Source organism: Calyptranema fuscum S582, from assembly GCF_055793305.1.
The window spans coordinates 103,595-125,615 of the sequence record NZ_JBSLYH010000018.1 but is presented as its reverse complement, the minus strand read 5'-3'; the positions used below and the strand labels follow the sequence as shown (position 1 = coordinate 125,615).

Annotated in this window: 15 protein-coding genes; 8 read left to right on the top strand and 7 right to left on the bottom strand. The window is 49.5% G+C overall.

All coding sequences use genetic code 11. The annotated features are described in order from the left end of the window. Positions 1-166: 166 nt before the first annotated feature. Entirely contained in the window at positions 167-481 is a 315-nt protein-coding gene (locus ACR6Z4_RS14350; protein ID WP_479717972.1) for a hypothetical protein, read from the bottom strand. A 344-nt stretch (positions 482-825) separates the two neighbouring features. Between ACR6Z4_RS14350 and ACR6Z4_RS14345 the strand changes: the two genes are divergently transcribed. Then, on the top strand, positions 826-1,593 hold the full coding sequence (locus ACR6Z4_RS14345) for a proteasome-type protease (RefSeq protein ID WP_479717971.1): 768 nt from the start codon (positions 826-828) through the stop codon (positions 1,591-1,593). A 311-nt stretch (positions 1,594-1,904) separates the two neighbouring features. Here the strand turns inward: ACR6Z4_RS14345 and ACR6Z4_RS14340 are convergent, their stop codons facing one another. Further along, positions 1,905-4,658 (bottom strand): NACHT domain-containing protein, encoded by a 2,754-nt coding sequence (locus ACR6Z4_RS14340; protein WP_479717970.1) that lies wholly within the window; start codon positions 4,656-4,658, stop codon positions 1,905-1,907. 330 nt (positions 4,659-4,988) lie between these two features. On the opposite strand from ACR6Z4_RS14340, the gene gap reads away from it, so the two are divergent. Further along, entirely contained in the window at positions 4,989-6,017 is a 1,029-nt protein-coding gene (gene gap / locus ACR6Z4_RS14335) for a type I glyceraldehyde-3-phosphate dehydrogenase (RefSeq protein ID WP_479717969.1), read from the top strand. A gap of 65 nt (positions 6,018-6,082) precedes the next feature. On the opposite strand, the gene ligA is transcribed toward gap, so the two are convergent. Both ligA and ACR6Z4_RS14325 read right to left on the bottom strand, forming a co-directional pair. Continuing rightward, on the bottom strand, positions 6,083-8,212 hold the full coding sequence (ligA, locus tag ACR6Z4_RS14330) for an NAD-dependent DNA ligase LigA (RefSeq protein ID WP_479717982.1): 2,130 nt from the start codon (positions 8,210-8,212) through the stop codon (positions 6,083-6,085). Between the two features lie 338 nt (positions 8,213-8,550). Beyond that, complete coding sequence (locus tag ACR6Z4_RS14325; RefSeq protein ID WP_479717968.1) at positions 8,551-8,988, bottom strand: Fur family transcriptional regulator; 438 nt, start codon at positions 8,986-8,988, stop codon at positions 8,551-8,553. A 435-nt stretch (positions 8,989-9,423) separates the two neighbouring features. Between ACR6Z4_RS14325 and ACR6Z4_RS14320 the strand changes: the two genes are divergently transcribed. Continuing rightward, entirely contained in the window at positions 9,424-9,900 is a 477-nt protein-coding gene (locus ACR6Z4_RS14320) for a CRR6 family NdhI maturation factor (protein WP_479717967.1), read from the top strand. A 13-nt stretch (positions 9,901-9,913) separates the two neighbouring features. Here ACR6Z4_RS14320 and ACR6Z4_RS14315 read toward each other — a convergent pair whose 3' ends face one another. After that, on the bottom strand, positions 9,914-10,525 hold the full coding sequence (locus tag ACR6Z4_RS14315; RefSeq protein ID WP_479717966.1) for a D-glycero-alpha-D-manno-heptose-1,7-bisphosphate 7-phosphatase: 612 nt from the start codon (positions 10,523-10,525) through the stop codon (positions 9,914-9,916). Positions 10,526-10,627: 102 nt separating this feature from the next. Then, complete coding sequence (locus tag ACR6Z4_RS14310; protein ID WP_479717965.1) at positions 10,628-11,593, bottom strand: glycosyltransferase family 9 protein; 966 nt, start codon at positions 11,591-11,593, stop codon at positions 10,628-10,630. Between the two features lie 980 nt (positions 11,594-12,573). Here ACR6Z4_RS14310 and ACR6Z4_RS14305 point away from each other — a divergent pair. From ACR6Z4_RS14305 to ACR6Z4_RS14285, 5 genes are all read left to right on the top strand, one after another. Next, the gene (locus tag ACR6Z4_RS14305; protein ID WP_479717964.1) at positions 12,574-13,725 is read left to right on the top strand and encodes a DegT/DnrJ/EryC1/StrS family aminotransferase; all 1,152 of its coding nucleotides are present in this window, start codon (positions 12,574-12,576) and stop codon (positions 13,723-13,725) included. A 10-nt stretch (positions 13,726-13,735) separates the two neighbouring features. Next, a complete protein-coding gene (crtB, locus tag ACR6Z4_RS14300; RefSeq protein WP_479717963.1) occupies positions 13,736-14,623 on the top strand; it encodes a cyanoexosortase B in 888 nt (295 codons plus the stop codon). A 233-nt stretch (positions 14,624-14,856) separates the two neighbouring features. After that, positions 14,857-15,594, top strand: a complete 738-nt coding sequence (locus tag ACR6Z4_RS14295) for a cyanoexosortase B system-associated protein (protein WP_479717962.1) — start codon at positions 14,857-14,859, stop codon at positions 15,592-15,594. Between the two features lie 43 nt (positions 15,595-15,637). Continuing rightward, positions 15,638-16,939, top strand: a complete 1,302-nt coding sequence (locus ACR6Z4_RS14290) for a polysaccharide biosynthesis/export family protein (RefSeq protein WP_479717961.1) — start codon at positions 15,638-15,640, stop codon at positions 16,937-16,939. A gap of 99 nt (positions 16,940-17,038) precedes the next feature. Beyond that, a complete protein-coding gene (locus ACR6Z4_RS14285) occupies positions 17,039-19,219 on the top strand; it encodes a GumC family protein (RefSeq protein WP_479717960.1) in 2,181 nt (726 codons plus the stop codon). Positions 19,220-19,419: 200 nt separating this feature from the next. On the opposite strand, the gene ACR6Z4_RS14280 is transcribed toward ACR6Z4_RS14285, so the two are convergent. Beyond that, positions 19,420-21,609 carry a protein kinase domain-containing protein gene (locus ACR6Z4_RS14280; RefSeq protein ID WP_479717959.1) on the bottom strand — a complete coding sequence of 730 codons (2,190 nt, stop codon included), beginning with the start codon at positions 21,607-21,609 and terminating at the stop codon, positions 19,420-19,422. Between the last annotated feature and the right edge of the window lie 412 nt (positions 21,610-22,021).

The following is a 22,021-nucleotide window of genomic DNA, read 5'->3' as shown; positions in this document are numbered from 1 at the left end:
TACATCAGAGTTCAGAAGGGGCTTGGCAATGCCAAGCCCGTACAGAGATCTGCCGTGCTCTTAATTCAAATTGGTATTCGGACAAGTGATTGATAGGCAGCGATCGCACTTTTATTCAACCCATTAGCATTCTGGTTGCGATCGCATAGCACCAGACCAACATGGTCTAAGCTGATGCCGACGTATCTATCTTTTTGAACCCAAATAGCCAAAAAATTCTGTTTTCAATTTTTTCTAATGCAGCCTTGTATAAAAACTCCTGGCTGGCATAGTGCTGATGATAATTTGCTAGATTTTCTAGCTCTTTAACCACCGCACTAAACTCTTCATGTTCTAGATAAAGACTCTCTAGTACAGAGTTTAAATCCGACAATGCATCTGCCTTAATCGCGGCATTGGGCACTACAACAAACTTTAATTTTCCTGCATTTTTATGCAGTAATTTACGAATATAGTAAGATGTCAGGAGTGAGAGCGCCATTGGAAATTGGATCTATTTTCTAACTGAATCCACAAGGAAATTCTTAATTTAGAATCCCTTCTAACCAAGCTATATTCTGCACCCTGATCGCTTAAAGATTCAACACATAATCCTAGAATCCATGAGGTTGATGTTAAATTCTTCCGCATTTCTGCTGAATGTATTCAGCGATCGCGCGTACGGGGATCACGGAAATTAGTATCCTTTTGTGAAGATAAACTCAGCTTCCGTTAAGAATTGGCGTTTACCTGCAAGGTAAACGCCAATTCCTGGCTGAGGAAATAGCTATCAATGACTCAATATCGCTCTAAAATCTGAGAGGTCTTAGTTTTATTACTGCATTCATGACCTACTGCCTGGGCATTATCACCCGCTATGGGCTGGTTATTGCTGCCGATTCGCGCACCAATGCCGGAGTTGACTATATTTCAACGTACAAAAAGCTGTTTGATTTCTCGTTAAAAGGCGATCGCGTAATTTTACTGTGCACGTCCGGCAACCTCTCAATTACTCAAGCCGTCTTGAATGCCTTAGACCACGACCTCAACGCCTCAGAAACCGAAAACCTTCATACCCTGCCCACGCTCTACGACATTGCTCGCTATATCGGCAGCAAGGTGCGTCATGTGCAAACCGAAGAACGTCCCTGGCTAGAAAAAGACGGGATTGACTACAAATGCACCTTATTACTGGGCGGACAAATTCAAGGGTCAGATCCAGAACTGTATATGATTTATAGCCAGGGTAATTTTATCCAGGCGACAGGTGAAACGCCCTTTTTGCAGATTGGTGAAACCAAGTATGGCAAGCCCATCCTCGATCGCACGTTGCATTTCGATACCTCATTAGAAGACGCAGCAAAATGTGCCTTGCTGTCGATCGATTCCACAATGAAATCTAATATTTCCGTGGGGCCGCCGATCAATCTGGTTATGTATGAAACCAATAGCTTTGAGGTGAAGTACCAACTGCGCCTACGCCTTGGCGATCCCTATCTGGCAGAAATTCGCAAGCAATGGGAAATTGCCCTCAAAGAAGCCTTTGAACGAATGCCCAATATCAAATGGGGTCTAGCATTCGGCGCACCCGGCGACGACATTTTTACCGACTAAATTTTCCGCCTCTGCCAATTCAGGTTCTCGACATCTGCCCTCAGAACCTGTGGGCTTCGACTCCGCTCAGCCCACGAGCGTTGAGCGAAGCCGAAACGCGACACTGTGAGAGTTCAGTGATGTTCTTCAGCAGCAAGCTCTTTAGTTTTGCATCAGACTATCCACTGATTTGCCGAATGCGAAGTTCATACAGCGATCGCCTCCCCTCCATCCCTTCATCTCTCTACCTCTCCACCCCTTCAGCTCTTCATCCCTTCATCTCTCCACCTCTCCATCCCTTCACCTCTCCACCCCTTCACCCCTTCACCTCTTCACCCCTTCATCGTTACCCGCTCTCTTACCACCCGAATCCCTTCCCATGCAGGTATTCGCCCCTCACAACGTTCATCGAGTAAGACAAAGGAAGCGTAGAGATTAAAGGTTTCATCTTGTCTTGTTAGACACTCTTGGCTAATCCTTTGACAATCTTGACGAGTCTTTTTAATTTGCTGCAAGACTTTACGGTTTTTTGAAAGCAGAATGTAGCTTTCCGAGAATAGTTGCCAAAGGGTCAGGTATAAAAACAAATGTGCTCGGATTTCTTCGAAAGTACGATTAATGGCATGACTTAGGTTATGAACACTATCAAGATTGAGGACACGGTCAAGATCGAGGGTATGGTCAAGATTGAGGATACAATTGAGGGCAACGAAAAGAGCGTTATCAAAGGAAAAGACACGGGCAAGGTCACGATCAATGTTATGGGCATGGGCAAGATCATGAGCAAGAGCACTGTCAAGTCTACGGGCACGATCGCGATCGCCCTCTAACGCCTTTTCCAACCGCTCAGCCAGCATGGTTTTCCAGGTTTCTAGCTGGTTTTGATCGATACCGACGACTACGGGTTGCTCACCATCCTGGCACCAACAGCCGATTTGAGGTTCAGAACCGGGATGTTCTTGTACTGCGATCGCGTTCGGTAAGCGAAAGCGAAATTCGCCTACAAAGATAGACGCATCTCCTTCCAGATAGGTATCACCCAGGTTGCCTGCCCACTGGGTTAACCACTGGCAAAACTCGACGGCATCGCTGGCGCGGACTCCTGTAATCGGTTTGGTCGCGTCCGGCGGGGCAAAGCGTTCTGTTGTCCAATGATCGGGTTGGCGATTTTCGCCACTTTTACGTTTCTCATCGATAAACAGTTGGTACTCAGCGCAGGTGATGTAGGTCGGGTCAATTTCTGTCGCCTCATCGATCCGCACCAGTTGCCTTAACCGGCGAGACAGTCGCACCTCGGCTGCCAACCGAAAAATCTCGGGGTCAGAGGAACGCAAACCCCGTTCCAGGGTATCTTCTAGCTCTTTGCGAACATCGCGTTGCACCAATAAACCTTCTTCCAGGCATTCATATGCCAGCGTCAGGGCGGCAACATTTGCCTTTTGCAGGGCTGCCCAGATCAGGTTACTGGCATCGGTTTGTGCCGCATACAGACGAATCGTTTCTTCCCACCAGGGGTCATCGATATTGCGAGCCAGCAACAGTTCTAGATTGGAATCTTTGACTTGTACGGCGGCGAGATATTCCTGAAAGCTTTTGTGGGCAAATTCATAAATTCCTGGCTGCTTCTCCACCAGTAACCCACTGACGTTTTCCACCTGCTGCAAAAATGCCTCTGGGTAGAGGTCTTTTCCGGCAACAGCAACCAGTTTCTCTTGAATCAACAACCCCGCCTGGAGCAGCGTGAATTCCCGCGTCTTTTTTCGCATCCGGTTCAATGCCAACCCTTGCAGCACAGTTTGCTGTTGCGCAGCAGTGAGTTTGTTTGCGGGCAAGCCTTTGGCTTCCTGCCGACGCCCCAACAAGACATCACAAATTTCGGCATACAGCTCAACTCGTCGCCCTGGCAACGCCCCTCGATAGCAGTGAACTGTTGCAATCATGGTGAGTAACAACGGATTCAGCGCCATGGCTGCCAGTGCCGCATTGCCTTTGATCCGACGAATCAGGTCGTCTGCCTGTCGGGTTGCAGTTGCTCTCACACCGGGGTCATCTCGTCCCAAACGGCTCATAATCTCGTTTTGCAAGTACCAATTGCGGACAAAGGCTTGCATTTGGTTGAGATTAAACGGCAGTACTTCTAGCGTTGTCGCTTGTTCCAGGGGGGCAGTTTTGTAACCAAAGGGGCGCGAGGTGATGATGAAGCACGCTTTGGGATAGAGCCGCATCTGTTGGCTGACCCATTGACTCACCTGTTTGCGTTGTTGGGTATCTGCGACTTCATCCAAACCATCCAGCATCACCAGACAATGCCCCTGTTGAAGTCGGGCTGCAAACCATTGGGCTGGCGGATTGAGCGGACGGATCGGGTCTTGCTGTTCGATCAGGCTGGCAAGGGTGGGCGATTGCTCCTGGCAAATGGCGACTGCCACCTGTCTTAGATACAGTAAGACGGGGATTTTGCGGGGAACTTGCGGATGGTGTTGTCTCTGAGTGTTTTGGGCGTAGGTAAGGGTAATGTGTTCCAGTAGCGTACTTTTCCCCGAACCCGGAGGTCCCAGTACTACCAGGCGTTGAAAAGCGGGTTGAGTAGAAATGGCGGCTAGAACATCCCAAATTTCTAAACTGTTGTCCAGATTCCGACTCTGGATCATGGCGGAGGTGACTTTATCGGCACTTTCCGGTGCAATCCGCAGCGGCACAAACACTTTTTGCAAGTCCAAGACAAATGGACCTTTGGTTTTTAACCCTTGTACCCGATAGTCGCGTAAGCTATAAACCAGACTCTGAAGATATTTGAGCTGAAACCGAGAGATCAAGAGGAGGAGCGATCGCTCCATCTGGCTCACCAGCCATTCTGCTAACGTATCGAATCGCGGATCTAACTTCGTAAAGATCTTGATTAACAGCGTAATCACGACCGTTCCAAGTAATGCCAAACCGGCTTGCAGCCATCGAAACGTCAGCGCATAGTGCAGCGTAAACCCCAAGCCTACTCCTGGCGGTCCCCACCCTATCAGAATCGTTTGAATCTGCTTGACCAACTCATCAACGTTGAATGGCGAGTTTTGCCCCTGGGGGTTGCTCATGGAAAAACGAGAGAAAAACTATTGCTACGAGTGTAGGCGATTTACCCCAGCCTGACCTTCCTCGGTACCCTGGCAACTTAAATTACTTCATTAGCAGCCTTACACCATTAAAACCCGTAACGTTTTGGGGAGAGGGTGGCGGAGCCGCACTCTCCCAAAACAGTTATTCAAGTTATTTTTATGAGGATCCTATTAGACGGGATTCACAGGAATAGAAATTGACTATAAAGGCGATCGCATGGCATCTCTCTGTAATCAATCTGTGATTCACGAGGTTTCCCCAGGAAATGAGATATTCTACTTTCTGAAATTTTCAAAGGAGAGTGAGCTATGACTGCCTTAAAGGTAGGCATTAATGGCTTTGGTCGAATTGGTCGGCTCGTCTTCCGAGCTGGCATTAAAAACCCCAATATTCAATTCGTCGGCATTAATGACCTAGTTCCACCAGACAACCTCGCCTACCTCTTGAAATACGACTCTACCCACGGTCGTTATCAGGGAACTGTTGAGGCGAAAGAAGATGGCATTGTCGTAGATGGCAACTTTATCCCCTGTGTGTCGGTGCGCAATCCGGCAGAGTTGCCTTGGGGTAAGCTCGGTGCAGACTATGTAGTGGAGTCTACCGGGTTGTTTACAGACTTTGCGGGTGCATCCAATCATCTAACAGCCGGTGCCAAGCGGGTAATTATTTCTGCCCCAACAAAAGATCCAGAAAGAGTGCCTACCCTTTTGGTGGGTGTGAACCATACCACGTTCGATCCGGCAAAAGATACTGTGGTTTCCAACGCCAGTTGCACCACCAACTGTCTTGCCCCTGTCGCCAAAGTCATCCACGACAACTTTGGTCTGGCAGAAGGCTTGATGACCACCGTCCATGCCACCACGGCGACCCAACCGACGGTTGACGGTCCCAGCAAAAAAGACTGGCGTGGCGGTCGCGGAGCTGGACAAAATATCATCCCGGCAGCTACAGGTGCCGCCAAAGCAGTTACCCTCGTGCTGCCTGAACTGAAAGGAAAGCTGACCGGCATGGCGTTCCGAGTTCCCACTCCCGATGTTTCGGTGGTGGACTTAACGTTTAAGACCGAAAAAGCAACCAGCTACAAAGACATTTGTGCAGCCATGAAAGCTGCCTCAGACGGCGCATTGGCAGGGGTCTTGGGCTATACCGATGAAGAGGTTGTCTCGACCGACTTTCAGGGCGATACCCACTCCAGCATTTTCGATGCAGGTGCAGGCATTGAGTTAAACTCCAACTTCTTCAAAGTCGTCTCTTGGTACGACAACGAATGGGGTTATTCTTGCCGGGTGATTGATCTGATGATAGCGATGGCAAAATCAGAAGGCTTACTCAGCTAACAATGACAGACGTTACGGGCGGCAGCACGGCAACGCCGTGCTGCCGCTCATAAAATTTACGCGATCTATTCTGGATTCAACAGTTCTAATAACGCTGCTTCAGACAGTTGGGGAATTCCTAGTTCCTCAGCTTTTTTGAGTTTTGAGCCAGCCTCCTCACCCACGACGAGGTAATGAGTTTTTTTGCTGACTGACTCCGTTACTTTACCCCCCGCTTGTTGAATTAAAGCTTTAGCTTCATCGCGCTTTAAAGTCGGTAACGTTCCTGTCACCACAAAGGTTTTGCCTGCGATCGCCGTTACGGGGGCTGTGGTGGTATTCGTTACGTCACCGACTAATTGCACACCTGCGGCACGAAGGCGTTCGATCAACGTTTGGTTGGCATGAATTTGGAACCATTGATGAATGGCTTGGGCAATTTGGCTACCGATGCCATAGACAGACGCGATCGCCTCTGGTGTTGCCTGTGCCAGTTGGTCTATGTTGGGAAAGGCTTGCGTCAGAGTTTGGGCATTAACGCTACCCACATGACGAATGCCCAGACCGTAGAGAACACGTGACCAGGGTTGAGATTTAGAATCGGCGATCGCCTTCACCAGTTTTTCTGCCGATCGGTGCCCCATGCGATCGACCGTCAACAGTTGCTCAACAGTCAGGTCATACAAATCTGCCACGGTATGCAACAACTGGCGATCGAGAAACTGTTGTACCCATTTCTCACCCAGACCATTGATATCTAACGCATCCCGACCTGCCCAATGAACTAACGCCCCTTTAAGAATGGCAGGACAGGACGCATTAATACAGCGGGTAACGGCTTCATCCTCTGGTTTGACCACAGGTTCGCCACAGACAGGACAATGGCTTGGCATCTGAAAGCGCAATGCCCCTGCCGGACGCAATTCGGGCAACACACGCACCACTTCTGGAATAATCTCTCCGGCTTTGCGCACCACGACCGTATCGCCAATATGCAAGTCGAGTTCAGCAATGCGATCGCTATTGTGCAACGTTGCCCGCGAAACAGTGGTGCCTGCCAGTTGCACCGGACGCAATTCAGCAACCGGCGTCACAGCTCCCGTGCGCCCCACGTTGACGCTAATGTTCTCAACAATGGTAGGTGATTCTTCGGCTGGATATTTGAGAGCGATCGCCCAGCGGGGAAACTTTTGGGTAAACCCCAGCCGTTGCTGTAAATCAAAGGCATTGAGCTTAATCACCACCCCATCGGTCATATAGGGCAGATCGTGACGAGCTTCAAACCAGCGATCGCAATAGGCTTGTACGTCCGCCAGCGATCCACACAACTGACGATTGGGATTCACCCGAAACCCCATCTGAGCCAGCAATTCCAGTGCATCCCACTGGGTTGAGGGTGCCAGGGTCGGGGGTTGAGTGGTTTGAATAGAGGGCTGACTGGAATCTGCTAACGAAGACCTGAACTCCAGATCCTCAAACAGCTCGGTTTGATCGCCTCCACTGCCGGACTCTACTCCTCTTTGATCGGGAATGTGCAAAGTATAGGCAAAAAAATTCAACCGCCGCTGTGCCACAATTCGAGAATCTAATTGCCTCAGCGTCCCGGCTGCCGCATTGCGAGGATTGGCAAACAACGCCTCACCCGCTTGTTCGCGGTCTTGGTTGATCTGTTGAAACACATCTAACGGCAGAAAAGCTTCACCCCGGACTTCAACCAGCGGAGGTGGATCGGTTAATTTCAGGCGCAAGGGAATTGCCCGGATTGTGCGGACATTTTGAGTAATATCCTCACCCATTACCCCATCGCCTCGGGTGGCACCCCGCACCAACAGTCCATTCTCGTAGGTCAGCGCCAAAGCCGAGCCATCAATTTTCAGTTCGCTAACATATTCAACTTGCTGGGTTTCTGGAGCCGCACGCCGCCATCGGGTTTCCCAGGTTGCCAGTTCTGCATTATTAAACGCATTTTCCAGGCTATAAAGCGGCACATTGTGGCGTACAGAGTGAAATTGTGTCGCCGGTCTTTCTCCGACCCGCTGCGTTGGGCTATCTGCCGTGACCAACTCCGGATGCTGTTGCTCTAACTCCTGAAGCTCTCGGTAAAGCCGGTCATACACTGCATCTTCCATGTCTGGCGCATCCAGAACATAGTAGGCATAACTGGCTTGTTGTAGCAGTTGACGCAGTTCTGCCACTCGTTGGGCGATGTCAGGCATGACCTGTGACACGGTCTCTCCTCATTCCAAACACATTCATTTCAGACACATCACAATAACCCGTAAGGCGTTGGAGACGCAACGCAACCCAACTCTCTACGTCCAATACCAAACACCGTGCTGCTCCGCGCTCAGGAATGGGAATTAAATAACGTTGATGGTTTGTGGTAGGGGCGAACGGCCGTTCGCCCCTACAAACGATTCAATAGTCGATTTTATTTAATCCACGATCCTTAGATAGATTGCGTTTATTAAGTGAGAGCAGTGCTCTATAAGGATCTCACCCAACAACGTGTACTTGACGCCATTGAAAATTGCTATGAATCAGTAAATATGTACTAATTTTGCTGTCGATACCCGTAAAAGTCAATGGTATAGCTGGTGATCTGCACACCTGTTTGTTGTTCAATTTGGCTAATCAAATCGGGGGGAAGTTCGACATGAACATCCATAATCTGGTTGGTATCGAGGCAATTGATGTGACTGTGGGGATCGCTGATATTGCCGTATAGACGACCATCTGCCCGGTCGATACATTCGATAATGCCCTGATCGGATAGGGCTTCCAGATTTTGATAAACCGATGTATGCCCAATCTCTTTCCCTTGTTGATTCAGGCGATCGTAGATTTCGCGAGCAGAGAGATGCTCTTTATCTTTCCAGAGCAGTTCTAGAATAAAAAGACGCTGTTTACTCAGACGCATTCCTAAAATCTGACACCGCTCTATCGCATCTTCTAACGATCGAATCGATTTCCTCGCCGCTTCATTGCGCATATCTAACCACTCTCAATTCGTCTGGCATATAACCTAGAGGCAAGCTCTAACTCAATTGTATTGATAATACCGAATCGTAAAAATGTAATAAACGTTACATTCGAGTCAATCTCATGTGTTAAATGCCGCTTTTCTAAAGCAAACTCACTACAACTTTAACTTACAAATTTCCGGAATGTCTATTTAGCCTATGCCCTGGTGCAGGTTTAGCTTACCCTAGTAGTGCAACCACTAAATTTTGCAGTACGGGGATGGAGGGGGCGCAGCCTCCTCCAAACCTTTAATTTGGCATCCTACTTAGGATCGTGGATTGAATAAAACCTCGATTCATTTTGAGCGAGCGATGGCGGAGCCATCGCTCGCTCAAAATGAATGACAAGGTTATTCATCTGTGCTCCTGAAAGACCTTTGAACCATAAGCGGCTGGATAGCTCTATGAGCACGACTATCAAACTTACGACCGATGAGATTAACAGTCTTGACATTTCTGCGGCTGAAGCGATTTTGCAACAGTGGATACAAGCAGGGGCGATCGCCACTCAAGCACAACACCTCAGCTTTGACATAGACTATTCTCGGGATGCCCACGACCCAAGAGAGCTATCTGAAATTCCAGAAATTCGGCTGTGGTTTGTCCGGTTAGATGCTCGCTACCCCTGGCTGCCGTTTGTGTTGGATTGGGAAAAAGAGTTAGGGCGGTATACAGCCATGCTGGTGCCGCATCAATTTAGCCCAACCGATGGGGTGCAGTTTAATCCAGAAGCGTTGGAAATTTTTGTCATGCACAAAGTGTTTGTGCTGATGGACTGGATGAAACAGCAGGGCAATTGGAGCCGCACCAAGCTCAAGTTTATGACCCAGATTTTAGGCTACGAGTTGGATGATGCCTTCTTCGATTTGTTTACCGATTAAAAATGTGAAAGCCTTATCCGGCAAGCCTTTTAGAAAACACTTCACAGATCCAATCCACGGCTTCCGGTAAATCTGCGGCAATGTAATCGGGCTGGGTATGGTGCTGATAGTCGCCACTGAGAACGCGATCGCCATACCCAGTTTGTACCAAAATGCCCGTACAACCTGCGTTATGCGCCAAGTCAACATCTGTCGCTTTATCACCCACCATAAAGCTTTGGCTTAAGTCCAAATCATGGTTCCAGGCGGCTGCCACTAACATCCCTGTATTGGGCTTGCGCCAGGTTGTCCATTGAGTAAATTGAGGATCAACCCCACCCTCCAGGGCACTGAGATGTGGGCAATAATAAAGCGCATCCAATGTTGCCCCCGCTTCAGATGCCAGCAACCCACTTAAACGTTGATGCAACGCTTCGACATGACTGAGAGGGTAATAGCCCCGAGCCGGTCCCGCTTGATTAGAAGCCAGACAACAGAAAATCCCCAGATCGTTTAACCGCCGAACCGCCTGCGCCGCTCCCGGCACCAGGTTTAAATCCTCGATCTGGTGAATATAGCCCGCTTCAATATTTAAAACACCGTCTCGGTCGAGAAATACCGCTGGCTTTCCCCCCCCATGCTTCATCGCTTGATCCTTTCAGTCTTAAAACTGGGTAAGCAAAAAGGTCGTCGCCATAGCCTTTCGCTTTAGATGAGTGGTCTGAACTTTCTCCCCAGACTTTCTTCTCTAACTTTCTCCCCAGACTTTGGCTAAAACGGTTTGGGGTGCAATGTCAGACATCTTGCCCGTGGGAGACTTGATACCCAGGAATTTATCGCTAGCAGGCAGCAGTTTTGCCGGGTCGGTCGGACCAAACAGCGCCAGAGTATAAACCTGAAGTGCCACTGCCAAGTGCATAGGAGCACTATCGGTGCAGATCATCAAATTAGCACCTGCAATCATGGCAGCCAGCTTGCCAATATCTGCGGGACTGATGATCTTAAGACTCGGACAAACTCGTAGCAATGCCGCCACAAATTCTTTGTCTTCCGGCCCCTGTACCACCACGATTGGCAGTTCAGGTTGCCGTTTTTGGAAATCTCGGATGATCTGTTGCCAATTTTCCACCGGATAGATCTTGTCAATGCCCTTGACTTGTGCCAATTGGCTCGATCCGCCATGAACAATGACATACCCACTACCTGCGATTCCCAGTTTTTTCTGCTCGGCGTCTGCCCAGTCTAGATCTGACTTAGGAATGCTAATGGATAAGTCGGGGCAAGGCGTCTGAATATCCAGACCCAGTAACAGGTCGTGATACATACTGGCAGCATATTGCTCAGTTTTTAAAGGAATGGGGTTTGTTAAAAACATGCTCCCCAAGCTGCCGCCATAACTGATTCGATAGGGAATACCCGTAAGCCAGAGTAATAGCCCTACTCCTGAGTTTTGCCCCAGAGACAGAGCAACATCGTAGGAGCGATCGCGCAAGATACCCAACAAATTTGCCCAATCTGCTGGACTGTTGCGATCTTTGAAGTTAAATCCAATGACATCATCAACCGACTTACAGACTCGATAAGCACCCTTAGCCCTCGGTTCTACAACAACATCTATTTCAGCTGCCGGATAGGTCAGCTTGAGATCGTCGAGAGTAGGGAAAAAAAGGATTTGGTCACCAATCCCACCAGGGACAAGAGCCACGACTCGCATAAAAAGTTTTTACACTTACGTTTATTGTCAGGATTAACGTAGCATCTTTTCGGAGTGTTAACTAACCCTCTGAGCGATTAAACTGCTGAAATGCCCGAAATCGACCCCTAATGAGATGGATGAAACGGTTTGTGGGCGCTTGCTACACGGTCGGATCAACGGGTTCAAGCAGCTCCCCTGATTCTCTCTACAAAAAGTATCAACTCCGTCACATTCATTATCAATTCAGAGTAATCGGCGTAGGCTTGCGGATTTTATCAATTCCACTTCGTTTTGGACGAGCGACGGCGGAGCCGTCGCTCGTCCAAAACGAATGACAGAGGAATTGATCGGCGATCCGATGTCGTCCTAAAAAAGTAACGATTTTTTGTGGCGAGGGCTTTTTGTGGCGAGGGCGTCGCCCTCGCCACAAAAAATCGTTACATAAATACCACTACCCGATCCGATAAGCGATTAAGACAGCGTGCAGGATTTTAACCATCGCGGCGGTTGTTCCCGGGCAAAGCCGTCCTTACGTTTTTAAAGATTTGATTAGGGCTAGGACGGTCTTGATCCGTAGAAAATTTAGCTGGTTGGCTGCCGGGGTTACTTTTCAAAACGCCCTCAAACCCTGAGAAAACCATCGGTGTCATGACGATTTTGTGTAAGCGATGGAGTTTTGTGGTCAAAAACGATACGGGTTATTGCCGCAGGGCTACGGACTCTTCTGGCATTGCCTGCTGGATTTGGTTTGATAGGTCTTTGGCGGGAAAGGGAATGCTAAGAAGAGAAAATTTTGTGAACAAAACTTTTTCTCCAGGTGTTGAGCCTATTCTTGCTTCATAGACTCTTCAACGTTTTACGGTGTTCAATTCACCTCTCCATCGACCATAAATAGTTTAGAAACCTTAACGTTTGACACCCTTAAACCCGTGCAAATCGCTACTACAGTCTCCCAAGTATCTTCAATGCATAGTTCTATCTCAAGGGCGATCCCCTTTATGGATCTCCAACTTATGCATCAGCCCATTCAAGCCGAACTGGAAAAAGCTGTCCTGTCTGTCATGCAACAGGGTGATTATGTATTGGGACAGGCTTTAGCAGAGTTTGAAACGGCGTTTGCTAACGTTTGTCATACCCAATATGGCATTGGGGTCGCTTCTGGTACAGATGCGATCGCTCTGGGGTTACAAGCTTGCGGCATTGGACCGGGTGATGAGGTAATTCTTCCTGCCAATACATTTGTAGCGACGCTCATCGGCGTTCTGCGATCGGGGGCAACTCCCGTATTTGTAGATTGCGATCCTAAAACCGCATTGCTCGACCTGATGGCAGCCGAAAAAGCGATCAACCCTCGAACCCGAGCCATTCTTCCAGTCCATCTCTATGGTCAGATGGTGTCTCCTCGGCAACTGCTCGATCTTGCCAGCACCTATGACTTGATGATTTTTGAAGATGCGGCTCAAGCCCATCTGGCAGAAAGAGATGGCTATCGGGCTGGTGCGGTTGGCACTGCTGCTGCGTTTAGCTTATATCCCAGCAAAAATCTGGGTGCCTTTGGCGATGGTGGCATTTTAGTCACCCGCGAATGGATCATCGATCAAACGATGCGATCGCTACGAAATTACGGTGCGCCTCGCAAGTATTACCATACCGACTACGGCACCAATAGCCGACTGGATACCGTGCAAGCGGCTATCTTAAACGTAAAATTGCCCTATCTGGCAAACTGGAATCGCGATCGCTACGACATTGCTCAACAGTATGATGCCTTACTAGAACCTCTCAGCCACCGGGGTATCGTCCCTCTAGAAAACCACAGTGATGCCGGACACGTCTATCACCTCTACGTCATTCGCCTGACCGAACAGTGCCCGATAGACCGCAACACCCTACAAGCTAAACTGGCAGAACAAGGCATTCAAACTGGCATTCATTACCCTACCCCCTGTCATCTGCAACCGGCGTTTCACCATCTCGGGCATCAACCCGGTGATTTTCCCCACTCAGAAGCACTCTGTCAGGAAATTCTCTCGTTGCCCATGTATCCGGGCTTGACCACGCCTCAAATTTCTCAAGTCGTTGCTGCGATTGAAACAATCGTTGCGTCAGCCCCGATTTCAGCGCAACAATCATACAATCTGTTGTCATAGGCTAACCATCATGGAAACAAGGCATCGGCTTACCCGAAACCTTGAACGTTATCTGCCAATAGGACTGGTAGCTGCACTATTGTTGCTGCTTTACGCGCCTTTAGTGATCTACTGGTACGATGGCTGGCTGAATAAATCTATTAGTATCGAGCACGAATATTTCAGCCATGGGCTAATCGGGTTACCGTTTGCGGCATATCTGGTGTGGCTCAACCGCAAAGAATGGTCAAAGTTGCCTGATCAGTCTCACTGGTCAGGCATTGCCATACTGATTGTTGGCATCCTTTGCTATCTCAGCAACTTAACCGATTTGCTGAACCTTTCACTTCCCCTTGTTTTGATCGGACTCTGTCTCTGGCTCAAAGGCATACCCGGTTTATCGCTTCAGGGCTTTGCACTGGTTTTAATCTTTTTTGCAACCCCGAATCAAATTCCCTATCTGATTGCGCCCTACACCTTACCCTTGCAGAGCTTCATTGCCAATATGGCGGGCTTTATCTTGCTGCAATTTGGCATGAACGTTCGGGTCGAGCACATTTATCTGTTTGTGAATGATCGGATTGTAGAGGTTGCCCCCTACTGTGCCGGATTGAAAATGCTATTTACCAGCTTTTATGTCGGGTTAATGCTGCTGTATTGGACAGGAAATTGGACATCTCGTAGCAAAACTATCCTGTTTTTTACTGGAATTGTTGCTGTTAGTGTTAGTGCCAATATTATTCGCAATACATTGCTGACCTTTTTTCATGGCACGGGTCGAGAAGCCGCATTCGATTGGTTGCACGAAGGCTGGGGAGGCGATGTCTATTCGGCACTAATGCTAGGGTTTTTAATGGTGCTGCTGAAATGGATTGAACGGCTGTTTAGTCCTAAACCCGAACTAGAACAAACGACCTGAGGAATGGGGGTAGTCCTAGAAATGTAATGATTTTCTGTAGCGCGGGCGTCGCCCGCGCCACAAAAAATCATTAGATGAATACCACTACCGAAGTGGGAAAGGATGACCCATTAAAATAAAAAACTAATTTTTGGTGTGAGAGTGGGGGCGCAGCCCCCACTCTCACACCAAAAACTACGAGTTTATTAATTTCGGTTTCTCACTGAAGTTCACTTACACAACGGTTAAATCCGATGGTGCCCCTGACTCAACCTTCTCGGCGATCGCAACTGATTAAAATTTGGATCGTTATTTTTATCCTGGCGATCGCCGCAGTTCATGCGATTCCAAACTACGTCACCGGGCAATGGCTCTGGGTCAATCCGCCGCAACTGGAAGCAACCTCCGAACTGCAAACCTTGCAAAAGCAAGGGTTAACGTTAGCAGGTTGGCAAAGTACGGATCATCGGATTGATGAAATTGGCGGTCATAAATGGTCTATCCAAACCCTCTCACCGGATATGCCCAATCCGCCGACCGATCTCCGAGGTCCCGTCATTTTAATGATGCGCCCGCAAACGTTCTACAAAGATCAGCCGCAGATAGACTGGACGGATGTGAATGGCATTGAGCACTGGACGGCGGATCATCACCAGACGCTGCAAATCTCCGTCCCCAGAGCAGATGCTGAGCCGGGGCAAACTAAAATTCGCGCCCAGTTTTTTAGAGGCTGGAACCAGAAACAAACCTATGCCGTCCTGCAATGGTATAGCTGGTCAACTGGGGGCAGTCCTTCCCCCGGAAATTGGTTTTGGTCAGACCAACTGACTCAACTCAGGTTTCGCCAACGAATGCCCTGGATTGCAGTCAGCATTTTACTGCCGATCAAACCCCTCGGAGACATCGAGTCCGTGCGACCCTTAGCAGAGTCTTTAGGGCAAACTGTTCAAGCTACTTTAATGCAGGGTCCGCTTAGGTTAGAGTCTACTTAATCCAAGCATTCAATCAACGGAGTTCGTCACTATTTCTAGTCTCATGATGAAAGCCCCCTCTCAGCTCCTGCGTCGGTTTCAGGCTATTTCTCTGATTCACCTGTATGCGATCGCCACCTATTTGCCGCTGGCGCTGTTGTTGTGGATTGCCCACTCAGCGACAACTCCCTCTGGTGCGATCGCCCAGACGCCTGAATCGTCTTACCCGCCGCCCACTGCCGATAGTCCACCTACGACTACCGAGCAATCCTTAGAAGATGCCAGGCAAAACCTCCTGACCCCGACCGGAGAAATCAGCCAACCCAGCCCCATACCGATTGAAACACCAGGATTTGATGTGAATTCTTCCTGGCAAGATCCGACGTTTAATAGCTATCGTCTGGGGCCCGGAGATACGGTCTTTTTTAATGTTAAACAATTTCCAGACCTGAGCTTTCAGGGGTCGCTCGACCTGCAAGGGAATGTGATTATCCCCCTGGCGGGTGTGCGTCGTCTTCAGGGGTTAACGATTCCAGAAGCAGAAAATTTAGTGCGCACAGAGCTGAATCGCTATGTGATTGACCCAGACGTCGAAGCGATTTTGACGGCTCAACGTCCTGTGCAAGTAACCGTTGCTGGGGAGGTTGCTGCTCCCGGTCTTTACGCCCTGCCCAATCCTCAAATTGCAGTGGCGATCGCCTCTGCCGGGGGCACTACTCGCTTAGCGGATCTCCGTGCCGTGAGAGTGCGTCGCTATCTTGATGACGGCTCAGTTGTGGAACGGAATATTGACCTGTATACGCCATTGCGAGAATCTAATTCCATTCCAGAAATTCGTTTGGAAAATGGTGATTCGGTGATTGTGACCAGTCTGGACGGGTTAGACGTAGACGATTACGATCGCAGCTTAATTGCGCGCACAACCCTGGCACAGCAGCAAATTACAATTCGTGTCTTAGATTATTCTGCGGGTACTGGCGGTGCCAGAGGATCCGCAACCTTAAGAAATATCGTTCTTCCTAACGGCAGCCGATTTTTAGATGCGCTAACCAATATTTCACCCAGTCTGGATAGAGCGGATATGGGTGATATTGCCTTAATCCGGTTTGACCCGATTTCAGGAAAAGCCATCACCCAGGAAGTTGATGGTCGTCATGCCCTGCGAGGCGACATGGCTGAGAATCCCCCCGTTGAGCATAATGATGTTATCGTGGTTGGGCGTAATCTCATCGCTCGTATTACCTACGCCCTCAATACATTTACCCAACCCTTCAGAGATGTGTTGGGCTTTGTTCTATTTTTTGATAGTTTGACAAATAGTGCCAGCGATTTGTTTAGACCATCCGGAGATGACGATAATGACTAGGCAACAGATAAATGAAGGATAAACCCTAATGTTTAGGTTCATCACTTCTGCTGTTGCAGCTTTAAATTTTGCAAACGATTAGCACTCTATTATGTAGTTATGGCTCCACCGTTTGTTAAGCGTTATTTAGTAGCTCTCGATCGACACAAATGGGCTGGAATAGCTGGGTTTGCCGTAGTTCTTGGTCTTTCTGGGGTTGCAGCCTTGCAACCCGCTCCTCCGGCCAGCTATCTGTCGCAAGCATTGCTGACCTATGCAACGCCTCCTGTCACCCTCTCTCAAACCGGAGCTGAGCTACAGCAACGTGGTCAGGGTCTGACCGCAGAAGCATTACTCTCCGATTACGTGATAGAGCTGGTTTCCAAAAAACTGGCGGAACAGCAGGTGCAAATTGATCCAAATCTTCTCCGGGTCAATGCCAAAGTAGTTGTTAACCCCGATCAAACCGAAGAGCAGCCTGGTTTTTATGTTTTAGTCAGCTATCAAGACTCAAACGATGAACGAGTGCAACTGGTTAATACACTACTGGTTGAGGCAATTATTGAGCAGAGTCGCCAATTTAATGCTCAACAGTTAGACAGAATTTTGACCAATTTGAATGAGCTATTGCCCAAGGTTGAAGGCGAACTGCGAGCCGCCGAACAAAATTTAGAACGCTATATCCGCACCGAGGGTCCCGCGATTCAAGCGGCTGAAGACGGCAATTTGCTAGGAGCCATTGCGGGTGGGCAAGAACAGCAGCGACAGATGATCTTAAGCATTCAAGGGATTGATGCTCAGATGCAAAGTTTGCAGGCGCGGTTGGGCTTATCGCCGGATCAAGCCTATGCCTCATCTGCATTGAGTGCTGACCCGATCGTGGCTGACTTACGCGCCCGGATTCACGAAAGTGAAACGCAAATGGCATTGCTGAGTCAGACCTTGCGCCCTGAACATCCCACGATGGTAGAGCTGAGAAACCAGCAACAGGCGTATGAGCAAATGTTGCAACAGCGAGTTGTCGAAGTGATTGGGGGTGGGCAGGCGGCTCCTTTGAATGCTGCGTCATCTATTCGGCAGGCCAGTAGTCTCGATCCGGCACGACAACAGCTGGCAGATACGCTGGTTAATCTGAAGACTCAACGCGACACGCTGGTCCAGCAACTATCTACCCTTCGATCTTCGGAACAGCAACTCCGGCAGGAATATTCTGGTTTACCCAATAAGCAACTCGATTTAGCCCGATTGCAACAGCAGGTTGCCCTAAAACAGTCGTTTTATGACCAGTTGCAAGCCCGCTTAACGGATGTCACGATCGCCCAAAATGAGACGGTTGGAAGCCTGGTCATGATTCAGGCACCCCGGACGGAGTTGGCGACCGAGCAGACCAGTAACCCGATTGTGATTTTGGTTGTCGGGGGCATTGTAGGCATTCTGGTTGGCGGCGGTTTGGTGCTGTTGCTCGATTCGTTGGATGCCACTTTCCACACCTTACCGGATTTGCAGAATGCTCTGAAACAGCAGGAAGTCCCGGTGTTGGGTCTGTTGCCCTTACTGCCCGTAACCGATGCAGATACGATTCCGGTGATTTTGGAACCCGATTCGCCTTATATGGAGCCTTACGAACGGTTCCGCAGTAATTTGCGACGGGCAGCGGTGGGGGGTAAGCCCCTGAAGTTGTTGTTGTTAACCAGTACGGTTAATAGTGAAGGGAAAACGGTTGCCGCTTACAATTTGGCGATCGCCTCTGCTAGAGCTGGTAAACGCACCCTGTTGATTGAGGCAGATTTGCGATCGCCATCCCAGGCAAAGGCATTAAAAGTCGCACCGGACCCCGAAAGCGCCATGGAACCTCTGCGTTATTACGGTCAGTTGAGCGATTGCATCCGTCTGGTTCCGGAAGTTGAGAATCTCTATGTGTTGCCCAGTCCGGGTGCCCAACGGCAAGCCTCAGCCATTTTAGAATCGAGCGAAATTCGACGATTATTGGACGATGTCCGAGGTCGGTTTGATCTGGTCTTGCTCGATACCCCTCCCTTAAGTCGATATAGCGACGCCTTGCTGTTGGAGCCGATGACGGATGGCATGATCTTGGTAACACGCCCTGGCTTTACCGAAGAAGGCTTACTCACCGAAGCGGTTGAGCAATTTGCCGAATCGGAGGATCTACAATTCCTGGGAGCCGTGATCAACGGAGCTGATATTGTCATTGAACAGAGAGAATTTGAAACCGAAGACGATCGCTTCCTGGTTGAAGACTTTGAAAGCCAGGAAGACCCTGATCGAGTCGGCATTTCATAAACATCTCATCAGACAGACCCGGCAGATATAGCAACCGTCGAGACGGTTAAATCAGGAAGTTATGTGAGAACCCGCGCTCCGCGCGGGTTCTCACATAACCTTTATCTTCATCAACCCCTCGACTGCTATAAACTCAGGGATTGGGGTTGGGAGTGCGGCGTCGCCGCACTCCCAACCCCAATCCCTACCTTTTTGTCATGTCAATCTTTAGCTTCGGGGGCTTCGGGATGAGCGGGGGCAATGGGTGCAGACGTGATATTGTCCACTGCCAGATTTAGTTGATACGAAATGGGATGAGACCCCGTAGCAACGATGACAAATTCATAAAATCCTGATTGCGTCAGTCTGCCAGACCAGACCAATTGTTGAGAATCTTCCAGAATCGCAGGCAATTGCGCCGTCGGACGAGGCAGATAAATAGAAAACTGGGCTTGCTTGGCATCAGTTTGCATATTGACCCGCATGATTTGCCCTTCCGACAAAGAGGCGATGTAGACTTTGCCCTCGCCTGGATTAAGGGTGCCACTGACCTGTGTACTAAATTGACCCTGAGCAAAAGTAATGGGTGCCAGCGTTTCACCCGCTTCGAGGGATTTGACGGTATCAAGGGCGATCGCCTGCCAGACCTGTCCGATCGGTTGGTCGATAAAAGTCTGGTTCCGGTATTGGGGAAACAGCTGAAAGAATCGTCCGTCTGTCAAATCATTCAACGAACGACTACCGACATATAAGCGATTGACACGGGTTTTCCAGGCTTCCCGATCCTGGGGGGTATAGCTTCCCAATTGACTCAGCGCTTCTGCGCTCAACTGTTGATCCAACGTATCCAGCCAGTCGCTGGCGATCGCATCCCACTTTTGCCGCCATTCTGCATCGTCTGGACTTGCTGTCAGCGTTCGTCCTTGTTGATCGGGATAGCGACTGTAAAAACTATCATTGGTCAGTTGTGTCAAAAATTTGGCGTCTACCCCCAACTCCTGATAACGTTTGACCAGTGCGGCTTTTCGTTCTTGCTCTTGTCGCGAAAAACTGTTTGTATCGCCGTTCGTGCCGTTACCGTCTGGGTCTACTCCTTGTCCAGATGAACCCAAGCTGGATAGCACGGGTATCCAGCGATCGCGAGTCCACCATATCGCACCGCTGACGGCACCACTGAGTAATATCACCATCACCCCGATCCACCAACCGGATGATCGGCGATGGGCGGGTGGGGTTGCTCTGGGTGCGTAAGCATTGGCAGCGGCAGCAGGTGAGACTGCCTTTGTGGGTAGAGCTGTGGATGGGTAGGGAGATGGATAGGCGGGTGCAGGAGGCGATGCAGGTGATCCTGCTTGAAAACCGGATGGTGCAGAGGACTGTAGAGGAGATGCCGTAGGCACGTAGTTGTTAGCGCCATTGAACGCCGCATACTGATCTGGCAGAGAGGGTGGTATCGACCCTGAAGAAGCCGGTTGGAGATTGAGCGATCGCATCACCTCTGCCGCAGATTGAAAGCGATCGCCCATATGCGGTGACAACATTCGTTCGATAGCCGCCCTGAGTGGTTGACTCAATAAGACCTGCGAGTACCACGCATGCGGTTGGCTGAGCAATTCTTGCGGCTCTTTGCCCGTCAGCAATACCAGTACCGTCATCGCTAAGGCATACAGGTCACTATGAGGAAACGCTTCGCCCAACTGCATTTGCTCGGCAGGGGCATAGCCTACTTTACCCAGTCGGGTTGCGGGAGTTGCGGCAACGTGACCCGGTTGGACAAATTCAGACGCGGCGATCGCGGCTACCTGTTTGACGCCACCAAAATCAATCAACACTGGCAATTGGTCAGACGTACGCCAGATCAAGTTGTCGGGGGCAATATCGCGATGAATGACGCCGACGGAGTGGATGTAGTGCAACACAGGCAACACATGACTCAAAAATTGCCGGATCTCCGCTTCTGTGAAGTAAAATCCTTGCTGCCGACGAGTTTCTAAAATTTGGCGATAGGTCTGTCCTTCGACATAATCCTGTACCAAAAACAGCCGTCCCTGATGATCGAAATTTGCCTGAAACATCTCTCGAAATTTAGGGATTTGTGGATGCTGTAGCCGATAAAGCACCCCGGCTTCTCGCTCAAATAATTCTTTTGCCTTCTGTAATGCCTGACTGCCCTGCACTTGAGGGGCAAATTCTTTCAACACACAGAATTCATTAAACCGATGCCGATCGGTTGCCAAATAGGTTTTGCCAAAGCCACCCTGCCCCAATTCTCGTTTCACTTCGTAGCGATCGCCCAATGTCATTCCTAGTTCAACCCGTTGACCGGCAGGCTCTAACTGCTCGCCACAGACAGCACAAAATCGGTAGTTGAGTTGGTTGGCATGACCTTTACGGCAATAGACAGATGGCATAAATGATGGGCGTCTCCTTAGCAAAGTCTGAAGGGTCAGTACTCGCGTTGCGAATACTAAATTTTGCAATATGGGGTGTGGGGACGCAGCCCCCATGCAGGGGTGTAACCCCTGCACCCCGTTGTAAAACTTTGAATCGAGTCTATCGGGGTGTTTCACGGGTCGGAGGCGAAGCCCCCGACCCATCCCAGAAATGCCCTGGATCGTCTGAGCGTGCGTAAATCCTGATGGTGTGCGGCAGATTGCACAGCACACCTGTAGAAAAACATACGCGATGAAAGCTGGCAGACTCCTAGCTTAGCTTGATCGATGGTGCGGATGCTGGAGTCACCCGATCGGGCAATTTCCGGCAGCTTGGCTTCCGTGCTTTATTGATCAGCAGTAGGGGTAACTATGTCCGGTTTAGATTGCT